General features: G+C 70.2%; 12 protein-coding genes. 7 read left to right on the forward strand and 5 right to left on the reverse strand.

What is annotated here, in order from left to right; translation table 11 throughout:
* Nucleotides 1-62 precede the first annotated feature (62 nt).
* The 3 genes from pruA (at nucleotide 63) to ACFYTQ_RS17135 (ending at nucleotide 3,613) form a co-directional block, all read left to right on the forward strand.
* Entirely contained in the window at nucleotides 63-1,712 is a 1,650-nt protein-coding gene (pruA, locus tag ACFYTQ_RS17125) for an L-glutamate gamma-semialdehyde dehydrogenase (protein WP_387361672.1), read from the forward strand.
* Complete coding sequence (locus ACFYTQ_RS17130) at nucleotides 1,705-2,664, forward strand: proline dehydrogenase family protein (protein ID WP_387361674.1); 960 nt, start codon at nucleotides 1,705-1,707, stop codon at nucleotides 2,662-2,664. Before pruA ends, ACFYTQ_RS17130 begins: the two co-directional genes overlap by 8 nt.
* A gap of 400 nt (nucleotides 2,665-3,064) precedes the next feature.
* Nucleotides 3,065-3,613 carry a C40 family peptidase gene (locus ACFYTQ_RS17135; RefSeq protein WP_387361676.1) on the forward strand — a complete coding sequence of 183 codons (549 nt, stop codon included), beginning with the start codon at nucleotides 3,065-3,067 and terminating at the stop codon, nucleotides 3,611-3,613.
* A gap of 6 nt (nucleotides 3,614-3,619) precedes the next feature.
* On the opposite strand, the gene ACFYTQ_RS17140 is transcribed toward ACFYTQ_RS17135, so the two are convergent.
* Entirely contained in the window at nucleotides 3,620-4,651 is a 1,032-nt protein-coding gene (locus tag ACFYTQ_RS17140) for a hypothetical protein (RefSeq protein ID WP_387361678.1), read from the reverse strand.
* Between the two features lie 77 nt (nucleotides 4,652-4,728).
* Here ACFYTQ_RS17140 and ACFYTQ_RS17145 point away from each other — a divergent pair, with 77 nt between their 5' ends.
* A complete protein-coding gene (locus tag ACFYTQ_RS17145; RefSeq protein WP_387361680.1) occupies nucleotides 4,729-5,160 on the forward strand; it encodes a MarR family winged helix-turn-helix transcriptional regulator in 432 nt (143 codons plus the stop codon).
* Here the strand turns inward: ACFYTQ_RS17145 and ACFYTQ_RS17150 are convergent.
* Complete coding sequence (locus ACFYTQ_RS17150; RefSeq protein WP_387361682.1) at nucleotides 5,157-6,056, reverse strand: UTP--glucose-1-phosphate uridylyltransferase; 900 nt, start codon at nucleotides 6,054-6,056, stop codon at nucleotides 5,157-5,159. The genes ACFYTQ_RS17145 and ACFYTQ_RS17150 overlap by 4 nt on opposite strands.
* Nucleotides 6,057-6,296: 240 nt before the next feature.
* On the opposite strand from ACFYTQ_RS17150, the gene ACFYTQ_RS17155 reads away from it, so the two are divergent.
* The 3 genes from ACFYTQ_RS17155 to ACFYTQ_RS17165 all read left to right on the forward strand — a co-directional run bounded on the left by ACFYTQ_RS17155 (nucleotide 6,297) and on the right by ACFYTQ_RS17165 (nucleotide 11,734).
* Nucleotides 6,297-7,685, forward strand: coding sequence for a DNA polymerase IV (locus ACFYTQ_RS17155; protein WP_387362288.1), 1,389 nt, complete (start codon nucleotides 6,297-6,299; stop codon nucleotides 7,683-7,685).
* A 112-nt stretch (nucleotides 7,686-7,797) separates the two neighbouring features.
* On the forward strand, nucleotides 7,798-8,301 hold the full coding sequence (locus ACFYTQ_RS17160) for a hypothetical protein (protein ID WP_387361684.1): 504 nt from the start codon (nucleotides 7,798-7,800) through the stop codon (nucleotides 8,299-8,301).
* Between the two features lie 202 nt (nucleotides 8,302-8,503).
* Nucleotides 8,504-11,734 (forward strand): arabinosyltransferase domain-containing protein, encoded by a 3,231-nt coding sequence (locus ACFYTQ_RS17165; protein ID WP_387362290.1) that lies wholly within the window; start codon nucleotides 8,504-8,506, stop codon nucleotides 11,732-11,734.
* Between the two features lie 241 nt (nucleotides 11,735-11,975).
* Here ACFYTQ_RS17165 and ACFYTQ_RS17170 read toward each other — a convergent pair whose 3' ends face one another.
* From ACFYTQ_RS17170 to ACFYTQ_RS17180, 3 genes are all read right to left on the reverse strand, one after another.
* On the reverse strand, nucleotides 11,976-12,137 hold the full coding sequence (locus ACFYTQ_RS17170) for a hypothetical protein (RefSeq protein WP_387361686.1): 162 nt from the start codon (nucleotides 12,135-12,137) through the stop codon (nucleotides 11,976-11,978).
* A gap of 165 nt (nucleotides 12,138-12,302) precedes the next feature.
* Nucleotides 12,303-13,016: a hypothetical protein gene (locus ACFYTQ_RS17175; RefSeq protein WP_387361688.1), complete on the reverse strand. Its 714-nt coding sequence runs from the start codon at nucleotides 13,014-13,016 to the stop codon at nucleotides 12,303-12,305.
* On the reverse strand, nucleotides 13,004-13,981 hold the full coding sequence (locus ACFYTQ_RS17180; RefSeq protein WP_387361690.1) for a hypothetical protein: 978 nt from the start codon (nucleotides 13,979-13,981) through the stop codon (nucleotides 13,004-13,006). The genes ACFYTQ_RS17175 and ACFYTQ_RS17180 overlap by 13 nt, the downstream gene beginning before the upstream one ends.
* Between the last annotated feature and the right edge of the window lie 64 nt (nucleotides 13,982-14,045).

Raw genomic sequence — 14,045 nt, forward strand, 5'->3', positions numbered from 1 at the left:
CCGGCTGGCAATTCGGCCGCTGGGACAAGGGTCTGCGCGCCCGGATGGAGTGTATTCGAGCCATGGACGCGATAACCTCCGTTCCCGCCCCGGCGAACGAGCCGGTCCACTCCTACGCCCCCGGCACCCCCGAACGCGCCCGCCTGCGGGCCGCGCTGCGCGAGCTGGCGGACCACCCCACCGAGATCCGCCACGTCATCGACGGCGAGCACCGACCCGGCACCGGCGCCCGGGTGGAGGTGGTGCAGCCGCACCGCCACGCCGCCGTGCTGGGCGCCTTCCGCGTGGCCGAACCGAGTGACGCGCAGGACGCCGTGGATGCCGCGGTGAGAGCCGGAACCGTCTGGCGCGCATTGCCTTTCGACGAACGCGCCGCGGTCTTCCTGCGCGCCGCCGACCTGCTCGCCGGACCGTGGCGCGAGACCATCGCCGCCGCGACCATGCTCGGCCAATCCAAATCGCCGTATCAGGCCGAGATCGACGCGCCCTGCGAACTGGTCGACTTCTGGCGCTTCAATGTGCACTTCGCCCGGCAACTGCTGGCCCAGCAACCGAATTCGAGCCCCGGGGTGTGGAACCGCACCGACTACCGACCGCTCGAGGGTTTCGTCTACGCGATCACCCCGTTCAACTTCAGCGCCATCGCCGGAAACCTGCCCACCGCACCGGCTCTCATGGGCGACACCGTCGTGTGGAAGCCCTCGCCCACCCAGGCCGTCGCCGCGTACCACACCATGCGGCTGCTCGAGGCCGCCGGACTGCCCCCGGGCGTGATCAACCTCGTGCACGGCCACGGCCCCGAGGTCTCCGACGTGCTGCTGACCGATCCGCGCCTGGCGGGCATCCACTTCACCGGCTCCACCCGCACCTTCCAGCACCTGTGGCGCGAGGTCGGCCAGCACATCGATCGCTACCGCACCTATCCGCGGCTGGTCGGGGAGACCGGCGGCAAGGACTTCGTGCTCGCGCACCCCTCGGCCGACCCCGAGGCGCTGGTCACCGCGCTCATCCGCGGCGCCTACGAGTACCAGGGCCAGAAGTGCTCGGCCGCGTCCCGCGCGTTCGTGCCGCGGTCGCTGTGGTCGCGGATCGGGGACGAGCTGATCGACCGGATCGGCTCGCTGCGCTACGGCGACGTCACCGATTTCACGAATTTCGGTGGGGCCGTGATCGATCGGCGCGCCTTCGACCGCAATGTCGCCGCCATCGAACGGGCCAAGGCCACCGACAGCCTGACCGTGGCCACCGGCGGCGGCTACGACGACGCGGTCGGCTGGTTCGTCAGCCCCACCCTGCTGGTCGGCGACGACCCCACCGACGAGGCGTTCCGCACCGAGTACTTCGGCCCGATCCTGTCGCTGCACGTCTACGACGACACCCGCCCGCACGCCTTCGAGGAGGTGCTGCGCCTGGTGGACTCCGGCGCCGCGTACGGCCTCACCGGCGCGGTGTTCGCAACCGACCGGACCGCCGTCGAGAAGGCCGGTGCCGCACTGCGTTTCGCGGCGGGCAACTTCTACGTCAACGACAAGCCGACCGGCGCGGTGGTGGGCCAGCAGCCGTTCGGCGGGTCGCGCGCCTCGGGCACCAACGACAAGGCCGGTTCCGCGCTGAACCTGCTGCGCTGGACCTCCCCGCGCTCGATCAAGGAGACCTTCGTCCCGGCCACCCGCCACGAGTACCCGCATCAGGAGGGCGGTCCCGATGAGTAACAACCCGCTGCGCCCCGCCCTGCTGGCCGCCGCCCGATCCCCGCGCATCGAACGCGGCCTGACCGGACTGCCCGTCACCCGCCGCATCGTCGACCGCTTCGTGGCGGGCGAGACCCGCGCGGCGGTGCTGGACACCACGCGAGAGCTGTTGGCGCGCAACCGCTTCGTGACCATCGACTACCTCGGCGAGGACACCCTCGACCCGGACCGCGCCCAGCGTGTGGTGGACGAATACCTCGATCTCGTCGCGGCGCTGGGCGCCTTGTCCGGTGACGACTCGGATCTGGCCCGCCCGCTGGAGGTCTCGGTGAAACTGTCGGCGCTGGGCCAGGCGCTGCCCGGCGACGGGCACACCATCGCCCTGCACAACGCCCGCAAGATCGTCGAGGCCGCCGCCACCGCCCGGGTGTGGGTCACCATCGACGCCGAGGACCACACCACCACCGACTCCACCCACGCCATCGTGCGCGAGCTGCGCCGCGACCACCCCGACACCGTCGGCACCGTACTCCAGGCGTACCTGCGCCGCACCGAGGACGACTGCCGCGACTTCGCCGCCGCGGGCGCGCGGATCCGGTTGTGCAAGGGCGCCTACGACGAACCCGAATCGGTGGCCTTCCGCCGCAAGCGCGAGGTGGACGACTCCTATCTGCGCTGCCTGCGAATCCTTATGCGCGGCAACGGGTATCCGATGGTCGCCACGCACGATCCGGCCATGATCGAGGCCGCCGCCCTGCTGGCCACCGCGACGCCGCGCGGACGCGAGGACTTCGAATTCCAGATGCTCTACGGCATCCGGCCCGCCGAACAGGACCGGCTGGTGCGGCTCGGCCAGCACCTGCGGGTGTATGTGCCGTTCGGCGACCAGTGGTACGGCTACTTCGTCCGGCGGCTGGCCGAGCGCCCGGCGAATCTGATGTTCTTCCTGCGGTCGGCCGTCCCCGGTCGATAGAAAATCGGCCCGTTGTTCAACGTACCGTTGTTCAGCGGCAGATTTGTGGTACGGTAACTCTCGTGACAGTGACGGGGCCCACCCCGAGTCCGGCTTTCGAATGAGGGGATAGCCGGGCCACCACTGTCTCGGACTTCCCGTGGTCGCTCTACCACGGGAACGCGAACCGATGCCCGGCGGGCGCGGACACCCAACAGTGACGCCACCCGCGTTCGCCGGGCACGGTGAGCCTTTTCGTCATTTCGCGCACTTCGTTCCGCTCGGCAGTTATGCTCGGCAACTATCACTGTCAAGTTGAGGTTCCATCCGCACCACCAGGCAGGCTTCGCCCGGTCGAGTGTGAGAGCAGTGTCCGGGCCCGGTCCGTCGCGGTGGTGTACGCCGACCGGAGGGCGAGTGAATGGCGACAACACTGCACGGCAGCGGCGTCCGGCCACTACGGGCCGGTCTCCTGGCGGCCTTGGCCGTCGCGATCTGGGCCGCCCCCGCGGCGGCCGATGTGGATCTGATCAGCGGTAGTGCCAGCGGGAGCGCGTCCGGTTCCGGATCGGGATCGTCCTCGCTGAGCGCGGACGGGCTGGCGAACATCCCGATGGCGAGTCCGCGCGCGATGGCCGCGCTCAGCGTGGCGACCTCGCAGACCGGCAAACCGTACGAATGGGGTGGGGTGGGACCGTACGCGTACGACTGTTCCGGCCTGGTGCAGTGGGCGTTTCGCTCCGTCGGCATCCTGCTGCCGCGCACCACCTGGGAGCAGGCGCGGGCGGGCAGCGCGGTGCCGTTCTTCGCGCTCATGCCCGGCGACGTGGTCATCGTGAACGACGACGGGTCGCACGAGGGCATCTACGCGGGCGGGGGTCTGCTGCTCAACGCCTACGACGTGGGCGTCGGCGTGGTGCTCACGCCGTTGAGCGAGTTCCACATCTACGCCATCCGCCGGTTCTTCTGAACCGGGTCAGACGCCGACGGCCTCCTCCATCTCCTCCTCGGCCGAGCGTCGCGCGTGTACCGTCGCGGAAACCCGTGCGGCCCGGCGACGTTCGGCCGAACCGGCGATCACCACCAGCGCCACCCCGGCCGCGAGCCACAGCGCCAGGCTCGCCATCCGGCCGCCGAATCCGGCCCCGCCGTCGAAATACAGCAGGCTGCGCGCGCCCTCGACGAATCCCGCGCCGTTCCAGAAGCCGTGCAGCGCACCGAAGAAGCCGTTCTGCAACTCCGGCCGGTACACCCCACCGGAGGTGGTGAAGTTGAGCATCACGAACAGCACCATCATGGCCAGGGTGGTCCAGCGCGTCAGGAAGGTGTGCGCGCCGATCCCGATCAGCAGGATGCCCGCCGAATACAGCCAGCCCATCGCCCAGATCTGCGCGTAGTCGTGGTCGACGATCCCGAACACCGGTCCCGCCAACACGATTCCGATGACGCTCACCGCCAGCGCGGTCGCGATCCCGATCAGCGCCCGCAGCGCCGCGCTCAGCCCGGCCCCCGCCGCGCCGATCGCCGCGACGCTGCCGTAGGAGCCGATGCTCAGCGCCACCAGCAGGAAGAACAGCCCCTGTCCGGTCGGATCGCCGGGGGAGGTGGCGGCGACGTCGGTGGTCGTCATCGGTAGGTGCTGGGTGTCGGCGACGCGGCCGAAGACGCTGCGCACCGCCATGGCCGTGGTGTCCGAATTCGCCTCGGCGACAAGCACTTCCGGTCGCGCGGCGTCGGGGACGTAGGCTCCGGCGAGCGCGCGGTCGCGCAGCTGGGACACCGCGGCGTTCCGGTCGGGCACGGTGACGACCTCGAGGGCGTCGCCCGCGTCGTCCTTCAGGGTCTGCGCCAGCACCTTCACCTGCGGCGTCTCGCCGACCACGGCCACCTTCAGGTGATTCGGCTCGGGCTGGTGGAACGCCCCCAGATACGCCAGCCCCATGCCCAGGCACATCAGCAGCGGAGTCAGCAGGTGAACGGCGACGTGCCGGAGCTGACGGGAGACCATGCGACCACTCCAATGGTTGGTAAATACAACTATGACGACCTCCGTACTGTACCGCTCCATCGTTGTACTATGCAACTATGACCCCCAGCGCGCGGAACGCGGCGATCCAGACCATCCAGCGCGAGCTGACCGCCTTCGCGCGCCGCGCCCGGGGCCGGGCGGCCGAGTTGCATCCGGAATTGACGCTGGTCGCGGCCAGCATTCTCGATCTGGTCATCGATCGCGACGGCTGTCTGGCGGCGGAGTTGGCCGAGCACTTCCTGCTGGACAAGTCCACGGTGAGCCGCCAGGTCGCCGCCCTCGAACAGCAGGGCTACCTGACCCGCGAGGTCGATCCCGCCAACCGCCGCAACCACATCCTGCGCGCGACGCCCGAGGGCCGATGCGTCTCCCGCGAGGCCGAACGCGCCCGCGCCCGAGCCTTCACCGAACGCTTCCGCGACTGGGACGACCGCGATATCGCCCGACTCGCGGAGTATCTGGTCCGCTACAACGCGCCGGACGCTTAGAGCGCCCCCGACTTCTCCTGATTCGCCACCATGTCGCGCAACAAGGGCCCGTACTCGGGATGGGCCAGGGCCGAGGCGAATTGGGCCGTCAGGTAGTCGGCCGGGTTGCCGGTGTCGTACCAGCGGCCGCTGATCACCTGGCCGTAGACGGCGTTCGAATCGGCGAAGGCGTTGATCGCGTCGGTCAGGTACACCTCGCCGGTGCGGTGGGTGTACCAGTCGGCGACCTGCTTGCGCAGTTCGTCGATGATGCCGGGGGTGACCACGTAACCGCCGATCGCGGCGTAGGCCGAGGGCGCGTCCTCCGGCTTGGGCTTCTCCCGCAGGCCGCCGATGCGCAGCAGGCCGTCCTCGAGGGTCTCGCGGACCACCGGCACGCCGTAGCGCTTGGAGTCGGCCGGATCCATCGGCATCAGCGCCAGCACCGGGGCCTTGGTCTTGTTGTAGGCGTCGATGAGCTGCTGCGCGCGCGGCACATCGGCGACGAACACGTCGTCGGGCCACAGCACCAGCATCGGCTCGTCGCCCAGGTTGCGCGCGGCGTTGAGCACCGGGGTGCCGTTGCCGTACGGGCCGTGCTGGTCGAGGTAGGTGATGTGGCCGAGGCGGCCGAGTTCGCCGACCTCCTCCACGGCGTCGGCGTAGGCGGTCTTGCCGTCGGCGCGCAGCTGCGCGGCCAGGGCCGGATTCGGCCGGAAATGGTCCTGGATGAGCGACTTTCCGGCACTGACCACGATCGTGATGTCGGTGATACCCGAGGCCACCAGCTCGCGCACGGTGTGCTCGATGACGGGCTTGTCGCCGACCGGCAGCATCTCCTTGGGGATGGCCTTGGTCAGCGGCAGCAGGCGAGAACCGATACCAGCGGCGGGGATCACGGCCTTGCGGATAGTCATGTGACCGATCATCACATACTCACCCGCACGGATCTGTCGGTAGGCGAGCGTAGATTTCGGGTCATGAACCCCGACCACGTCTCGGCTACGCCACGGTTCTGGCCTGGTCGTGAGGCATTCGGCGGGGTGGGGGAGGGTAGCGCGGCGCGGCCTCGCGCGCGCGCCGACGGTCAGGAATTCAGCAGCAATTTCCCAGCGGGTCGCCGGGCCTCGGCGCGCCGGTGGGTGCTGCACATCGATATGGACGCCTTCTTCGCCTCGGTCGAGCAGCTGACCCGGCCGACGCTGCGCGGGCGACCGGTGCTGGTCGGCGGCACCGGCGCGCGGGCGGTGGTGGCCGGGGCCAGTTACGAGGCCCGCGTGTTCGGGGCCCGGTCGGCTATGCCCATGCACATGGCCCGGCGGCTGGTGGGGGTGACGGCCGTGGTGGTGCCGCCGCGCGGGGTGGTCTACGGCGAGGTCAGCGGGCAGGTGTTCGAGACGTTGCGCTCGCGCATCCCGGTGCTGGAGACGCTGTCGTTCGACGAGGCGTTCGGCGAGCCCGCCGAATTGGCCGGGGCCACCGCCGAATCCGTGCTGCGCTTCTGTGAGGAGCTGCGGGCGCTGGTGCGCGAGCGCACCGGCCTGGTCGCGTCGGTCGGCGCGGGCACCGGCAAACAGCTCGCCAAGATCGCCTCCGGCCTGGCGAAACCCGATGGCGTGCGGGTGGTTTCGCCCGCCGAGCAGCGGGAGTTGCTGGCCGCGCTGCCGGTGCGCAAGCTGTGGGGGATCGGCCCGGTGGCCGAGGGTCGGCTGCGGTCGGTGGGCATCGAGACCGTCGGCGCGTTCGCGGCGCTGCCCGAGGCCGAGGCGGTGTCGCTGCTGGGCGGCAGCGTCGGCGCGGCGCTGCACCGGCTGGCCCGCGGCATCGACGACCGGCCGGTGGCCGAACGCGCCGAGGCCAAGCAGATAAGCGCCGAAACCACCTACGAGAGCGACATTCTCACCCTGGCTCAGCTGCGGCCCGCGATCGAGGCGATGGCCGCGGCCGCGCACCGGCGCCTGACCCACGACGGCCGGGCCGCCCGCACGGTCGTGCTGAAACTGAAGAAGGCCGATATGAGCATCGTGACGCGCTCGTTCACGCTGCCCTACGCCACCGAGAATCTCGCCACGCTCACCGCCGCGGCGCTGCGCTCGGCCATCGATCCCCAGGAGCTGGGCCCGATTCGCTTGGTGGGGGTCGGTTTCGGCGGATTGTCCACCGTGCGCCAGGAGTCGCTGTTCCCCGAACTCGACCAGGACATCGCCGCCCGCCGCGCGCCCGGCCGCGCCGAGCACAGCGCGGGTCCGCTCGCCGCGCTCGACGAATTCGTCGCTCCCGAACCGACTTTGGCCGTCGCCACCCCGGCCGCGGCCCCGGGCCCGCAGCCGGTGCCGCCCGCGACCCGCTCCTACACCACCGAATTCTGGTACCCGGGTCGTGATGTCTCCCATCGCGAGCACGGTCACGGCTGGGTGCAGGGCAGCGGACACGGCCGCGTCACAATCCGATTCGAGACGCGCTCGACAGGACCGGGTCCGGCGTATACCTTTGCCGCCGACGACGTCGATCTGTCCCCGGCCGACCCGCTCCTTAGTCTTCGTTGAATTTCGGCGGGTAGCGTGAGGCCACTCGTGCAGCGCTGCCGGTGTGGTGGTGGCGCTCGCGTGAACGGAACCAGACCAAATCGAATGCAAAGGACGAGCATTGAAGCTTCAGATGACTGGACGCATCGCGGTCGCCACCGTGGCCGTCGTGGCTGCGCTCGGCATGTCGGCCTGTGGCAGCGGTGACAAGAACTCCGACGGCAAGTCCACCAAGACGACCACGAGCCAGGCGTCGGGCACGGCCTCGGCCAATGTCCCGCCGGTGCCGTCGGTCTCGGAGCTGAACACCCTGCTGCAGCAGACGCTGGACCCGAACGTGCCCGACTCCCAGAAGGTCGAGTACCTCGAGGACGGCCAGCAGGCGCTGACCAAGGATCCGCAGATGATCCAGAAGCTGGTCACCGCCTACCAGCAGAACAACGCCAAGATCGAGGTGACCGACGTCAAGCAGCTGCTCGACCAGCTGACCGCCAAGGTCAACTTCTCGGTCAACGGCGGCGCCCCCACCGAGGCCGACGTCCCGTTCGTCGCGCAGGACGGCAAGTGGAAGCTCCAGAAGAGCTGGGCCTGCGCCGGGTTGCAGAACCTGGGCCAGACCTCGCCCGCCTGCACGTAGTATTCGGTTCCCCCACGGCCGGTATTCCGCTCCCGCTCACGGCGGTATCCCGCTCGCGCCCACGGCCGGTATCCCCACGCGGATACCGGCCGTCGGCGTGTCATGGCCCGGCGCGGCGACTTTAAGCGGAGGCTGAGAATCGTCGGACGACTTCGCTTCCGCCGAATCGGTCGCGCTAGCATCTGCCTCCGTGACGGACACGATGGTGCGAGCGGATGAGGATTCCGCACCCGGCGACCTACCCGCGACCACCGGACGACGTCGGGGCTGGGCCGCGCCGGTGGCGTTCGTGGCCGGATTGCTCGCCGTGTTGTGCGCCGTCGCGGTGCCGCTGCTGCCGGTCGCCGTCGACCACACGACCGTGTCCTGGCCGCAACAGGATTCGCCGCGATCGATCACCGCGCCGCTGGTGTCCTACGCCCCGTTGACCTTCGACGCCACGATTCCCGGCGCGGCCGCCGCGCAGCTGGCCGAGCGCGGCGGGATCGTCACCTCGACGCTGCCCGAGGGCGCGCCGGATCTGGAGCACTACGGTTTCGTCGCGCGGGTGCGGCCCGCGGGGGACGACAAGCCCGCCCGGCTCGAGCTGGTCCTGCGCAATCAGGCGCTCGCCGAGGTGCCGCTGGACGTCCTCGCCGCCGGGGCCGTCACCGTGCACTCCGATATCTCCGCGACCTCGGTCACCGGTCCCGGTGTGAATGCCGTTGCGCTGCAAGGCGATCACCGGCCGCAGCTGGTGGGCTTCTTCAGCGATCTGCCGACCGCGGCCGGGACGCGGGTGACCGCGCAGGTGGACAGCCGGTTCTCGGTGACGCCGACGCCGCTCAAGCGGGTGGCGAGCGTGCTGGCGGTGGTGTGCACGCTGCTCGCGTTGGTCGCGCTGCACCGGCTGGACGCGCTCGACGGGCGGCGGCTGAGGCGCTGGATTCCCTTGCGCTGGCGCACCTTCGGGGTGGTCGACGCGGTCGTGTTCGCGACGCTGGTGGTGTGGCATTTCATCGGGTCCACCACCTCCGACGACGGCTATCAGTTCGGGATGGCGCGGACCTCGCTGGTGTCGGGGTACATGGCGAACTACTTCCGGTTCTTCGGCGTGCCCGAAACCCCGGTCGGCACACCGCCGTACGACGTGATCGCGCGGATGGCCGAGATCAGCCCCGCGAGTCCATGGGTGCGGTTGCCGACCCTGCTGGCGGGGGTGCTGACCTGGCTGATCCTCAGCCGCGAGGTGATCCCGCGGCTCGGGGTGGCGGTGCGCCACGATCGGGTCGCGGTGTGGACGGGGGCGCTGGGGTTCCTGGCGGTGTGGCTGCCGTACAACAACGGGTTGCGGCCCGAACCGGTGGTCGCCGTCTGCGTGCTGCTCGCCTGGGTGCTGGTGGAACGGTCGATCGCGACGCGGCGGCTGCTGCCCTACGGGCTGGCGATCGTGGTGGCGGCGTTCAGCTTCACGGCGGCGCCCTCGGCCTACATCTGTCTCGCGCCGCTGATCGCGGGGATGCGCACGGCGGTGCGGACCGGGGTCGCGCGGGCGGAAACCCTTGCGGGACAGCGGGGTTCGCGGATCGTGGGCTACGGCGCGATGGTGACGCCGCTGCTCGCCGCCGGGGCGGTGATGCTGGTGGCGATGTTCGGGGTCGAACCGCTGTCGGCGACGTTCGAGATGTACCGGGTGCATCAGGCCGTCGGTCCGGCCGACCCCTGGTACAACGACTATCTGGCCTATCAGTGGCTGTTCATGCCCACCGCGGACGGGTCGATCGCGCGCCGGTTCGCGATGGTGGCCATGTGGATCGGGCTGCTGGTGTGCGTGTTCGTGCTGCTGCGCAAGGGCGGGCGGATTCCGTTCACGGCGTCCGGCCCGGCCAAGCGGCTGCTCGGAATCACGTTCGGGGCAATGCTTTTCATGGCGATCACGCCGACGAAGTTCACCCATCACAACGGCATCTACGCCGGGCTGGCGGGCGCGGTGGCGGTGTTGACCGCGGTCGCCGTGGGGCCGCGGGTGATGCGGTCGCCGCGCAACCGGGCGTTGTTCGCGGCGGTGGTGTCGCTGGCGCTGGCGCAGATCTTCACCAGCGTCAACGAGTGGTGGTGGATCTCCAGTTTCGGGGTGCCCTGGCACGACAAGGCGCCCTCGTTCCACGGGTTCGGGTTCTATCTGGTGTTCCTGGCGGCGGCGCTGGTGTTCCTGCTGCTCGCGGGCTGGTGGCATGTGCGCGCGCCGGAACCCGGTACACCGCACCGGATCTCGCCGCGCGCGTGGCGGCTGGCGTCGATTCCGCCGTTGACGGTGGCGGCGGCGCTGCTGGTGGTGTTCGAGGTCGCCTCGTTCGCCAAGGGCGCGGTGTCGCAGTATCCGGCGTTCTCGTTGGCGAAGTCGAATGTGGCTGCGGTGCTGGGGGAGTCGTGCGGGCTGGCGAACGAGGTGCTGGTGGAGACGGATCCGAACGCGTCGCTGCTGACGCCGTTGAGCGGGGACGCGTTCGCGGCGTTCGGGGCGAACGCCGACGGTTTCGTGCGCGGCGGCGTCGGGGATCTCACGCCCGACGGGGAGCCGAGCAACGGCAGCAGTATCGCGGGCGCGTTCGACAACAAGCCCGGCGGTGACAGCGGCACCGAAACCGGCGGGGCCCCTTTGCCTTTCGGGCTGGACTCGGCGACCACGCCGGAGTTGGGGACGGCCGGTCATCCCGGTACGGCCGATCTGACCACGGGGTGGTACCGCCTGCCCACGGGCGCCGATCGTGGTGGTCTGGTGGCCGTGGCGGCGGCCGGGCGGATTCGCTCGGTGGACAAGGACGGGGTCGTGACGCCCGGTCAGTCGGTCGAGATCGAGTACGGCACAAGCGATTCCGCGACGACGGCGCGGCCGCTGGGCCGTGTCACGCCGCTCGATATCGGCCCCGCTCCCTCGTGGCGGAATCTGCGCGTCCCGATGGACCGGATCCCCGCCGACGCCGACGTCATCCGGATCGTCGCCAGCGCCCGCAGCCTGGACCCCACCCAATGGCTGGCCCTCACCCCACCCCGCGTCCCCCGCACCCGAACCCTCCAGGACCTCGTCGGCTCGCAAACCCCCGTCCTCCTCGACTGGGCCGTCGGACTCCAATTCCCCTGCCAACGCCCCTTCGACCACCACGACGGCATAGCCCAAACTCCCGAATGGCGCCTCCTCCCCGACCGAGTCGGCGCCCACGACACCAACCTCTGGGAAAGCCACGACGGCGGCGGCCCCCTCGGCTGGAGCCAACAACTCCTCCACTCCCAAACCCTCGCCACCTACCTCGACCACGACTGGGACCAGGACTGGGGCGAACTCCAACACCTCACCCCCATCGCCCCCCAAGCCGTCCCCGCCACCCCCACAGTCACCCGCCACCCCCACCCCGGCCTCTGGACCCCAGGCCCCATAAACACCACCTGGCAGTAAGGCAACCCAGCCGCACCCTTTATCCGAAAACGCACCCCTTGCAGGGCTCTACAACGGGTGCGGATCCGAATAAAGGGTGCGGCTGGGTTCGTGTACCTGGGGGGTGTGCCTTGTGGTGCTTTGCCGTGGGTGCTCGGCCTCGCCGTTTGTTGCTCGCCTGGCCGCCCTTTCGGCCGTCGGGCACTGCCCCCTCATGTTCCTCGTCGTCCGGCCCCCCAGGGCCGGACGACGAGGACCCTCGTCACTTGCGCCGGAACTTGGCGTCTCGCCGGGCGGGGACGGCGACTCGGGCGTGACCGGCGAACTTCACCTGGGTCGTGGGCTCGGGCGAACCCTTCTTGCGGCGACGTTCGCGGCGGGAGGGGGTGGGATCTTCGGATGGTGAGCGATCGGGTGCGGGCATGTGGACCTCCTGAAGACATGTGGGAATACCGCGGGGCGGCAAAGGATCTCAACCCCGGGCCGAGACGGGCACCGGGTTACGCGCTCAGAGCGCTCAGGAGAACAACAAGAACCACATGATCGGAGACCGTAGCAGCGGGAAACGTCCCGACGCATCCGATTTAATTCAGGGCCCGGCCACGCCCTGCAACCGCATGACCTGCGTCATGGTCAGACCACGCAGCGCGGCCGTATCGACCGGCGCGGTGGACGTGCGGGCGATCTGGACGACCGTCCCGCCCACGACGGCGATCGTGGCCCCGGAGTACAACGTCATCCCGGAGCTGGTCGTGCGGATCTGGAACGACGCGGAGGCGTCCCCGGCGGAGGGCTGGTCGAGGCCGCCCGCGCGGTAGGAGACCTCGGTGCCGTCGGCGTCGGTTCCGGAGTACTTGCCGCACTGGCGGATCAGCGTCTGCACCGCCGAGAACGCTTGCGCGGCACCGTCTCCCGGGTAACTCGCGGCGTCGACGTCGACGCTGGTGAAATCCGCCGACGAATAGTGGGCCTCGGCTCGGGCGCTCGCCCCGGTGTGTTGGTCGGCGATCGGGGACAGGACCTTGGCGCACGCGGCGGGGTCGGTGCGGGAGCGGTCGACGGGCTGTTGCGCGCCGTTGCCCGGTCCGCCGTCCTCGAGTTCGGAGAAGCCGGGCGGCAGATCCGCGGCGGTCAGCAGGCGGGCGCGCAGGGCCGCGGAATCGGTGGCCGGTGCGGTGGCGGCGGGTTTCGCGGTGACCTGGGGGCCGAAGCCGGGCAGCGAATCGTCTTGTGCCGTACCGCATCCGGCGGCGGCGACCGCGGCGGCGAGCAGCAGCCACCCGGTGCGCGTCAGTCGCCCCATCGGACCTGTGTGCTCAGGTTCTGGCGCAGCAGGACCGCGCTGCGCGGGTCGCGGTAGGACTTGTGGCCGCCGAGGGTGACCGTGCCCGAAACCGGCAGCGGCAGACCGAGATCCACCTGAATGGTGCCGGTGCCGTGCATGGCGTAGTCGATGATGTCGAGGGCGCCCGCGTTGTTGGGCATGTTCCAGACCTTCGATTTGGGGGTCTGGGTGATATCGAGGTCGATGGTGAGCAGGTCGCCCTCGCGCCGGGTGAGGGTGGCCGTGGTGACCTGGTCGAGCTGGACGTCGTCGGAGATCTGATGGCGCACGGTCCACACCGCGCCCTCGCCCACGGGTTCCTCGGGCAGCGTGATCGACTGGTAGACGGCCTGATAGAACGCCTGCTCCAACGCGGCCCGCGCGGTGTCGGGGGTCGCGGGCTTGGGGGCCAACCGCAGCGCTGTCACCGAACCCGGTTCGGCGAAGTCGAAGCCCGCGTGCGAGCCGTCGGCGGACAGCAGCTGTTCGGCCAGTGTCGGATCCGGGGAGGTGACCGTGCCCAGGGTCAGGTCCACGCCCTCCTGGTCGACGCGGGCGGTCAGCGGGATCGTTACCGAGGGCGGCGAGAAGTCCCGCACCGCTTGCTCGTTGAGCTGTTGTTCGATGTGGTGGTCGGTGCGCAGGGTGACCTGCTGCGCGGTGCCCGGCGCGACCACCGACCGCAGCGTCGAGCGCGGTTCGGCCCCCGGATCCAGCACGGTGGTGGTGGCCGCCGCGATCGGCATGGTCACCTCCTGCCCCAGCCCCGACGGCTCCACATCGGTGTCGCCGGTGGACTCGGGCCGATCGGAGCAGCCGACACCGAGCGCCGACAACGCCACCGCGAGCACCATCACCACCACCCCCGACCGGGCGGACCGCGCACCGCCGGGGCGCACGATCGTCCCGAGCGTCGAGCGGGGGCGAGAAGACAACACCGTCACGCCGAACAGGGTACGACCGGTTCCTGAAAATCACCTTTGACGCGACCCACCCCACCCCCACCGC

The organism is Nocardia sp. NPDC004068, from assembly GCF_042874315.1.
Lineage (GTDB): Bacteria > Actinomycetota > Actinomycetes > Mycobacteriales > Mycobacteriaceae > Nocardia.

What these genes read in the sequence shown, in the direction of transcription:
- ACFYTQ_RS17135 (WP_387361676.1), top strand. Translation starts at nt 3,065, where the DNA reads ATGGCGACAACACTGCACGGCAGCGGCGTCCGGCCACTACGGGCCGGT.
- pruA (WP_387361672.1), top strand. Translation starts at nt 63, where the DNA reads ATGGACGCGATAACCTCCGTTCCCGCCCCGGCGAACGAGCCGGTCCAC.
- ACFYTQ_RS17140 (WP_387361678.1), bottom strand. Translation starts at nt 4,651, where the DNA reads ATGGTCTCCCGTCAGCTCCGGCACGTCGCCGTTCACCTGCTGACTCCG.
- ACFYTQ_RS17165 (WP_387362290.1), top strand. Translation starts at nt 8,504, where the DNA reads ATGGTGCGAGCGGATGAGGATTCCGCACCCGGCGACCTACCCGCGACC.
- ACFYTQ_RS17175 (WP_387361688.1), bottom strand. Translation starts at nt 13,016, where the DNA reads ATGGGGCGACTGACGCGCACCGGGTGGCTGCTGCTCGCCGCCGCGGTC.
- ACFYTQ_RS17145 (WP_387361680.1), top strand. Translation starts at nt 4,729, where the DNA reads ATGACCCCCAGCGCGCGGAACGCGGCGATCCAGACCATCCAGCGCGAG.
- ACFYTQ_RS17150 (WP_387361682.1), bottom strand. Translation starts at nt 6,056, where the DNA reads ATGACTATCCGCAAGGCCGTGATCCCCGCCGCTGGTATCGGTTCTCGC.
- ACFYTQ_RS17160 (WP_387361684.1), top strand. Translation starts at nt 7,798, where the DNA reads ATGACTGGACGCATCGCGGTCGCCACCGTGGCCGTCGTGGCTGCGCTC.
- ACFYTQ_RS17130 (WP_387361674.1), top strand. Translation starts at nt 1,705, where the DNA reads ATGAGTAACAACCCGCTGCGCCCCGCCCTGCTGGCCGCCGCCCGATCC.
- ACFYTQ_RS17170 (WP_387361686.1), bottom strand. Translation starts at nt 12,137, where the DNA reads ATGCCCGCACCCGATCGCTCACCATCCGAAGATCCCACCCCCTCCCGC.
- ACFYTQ_RS17155 (WP_387362288.1), top strand. Translation starts at nt 6,297, where the DNA reads ATGGACGCCTTCTTCGCCTCGGTCGAGCAGCTGACCCGGCCGACGCTG.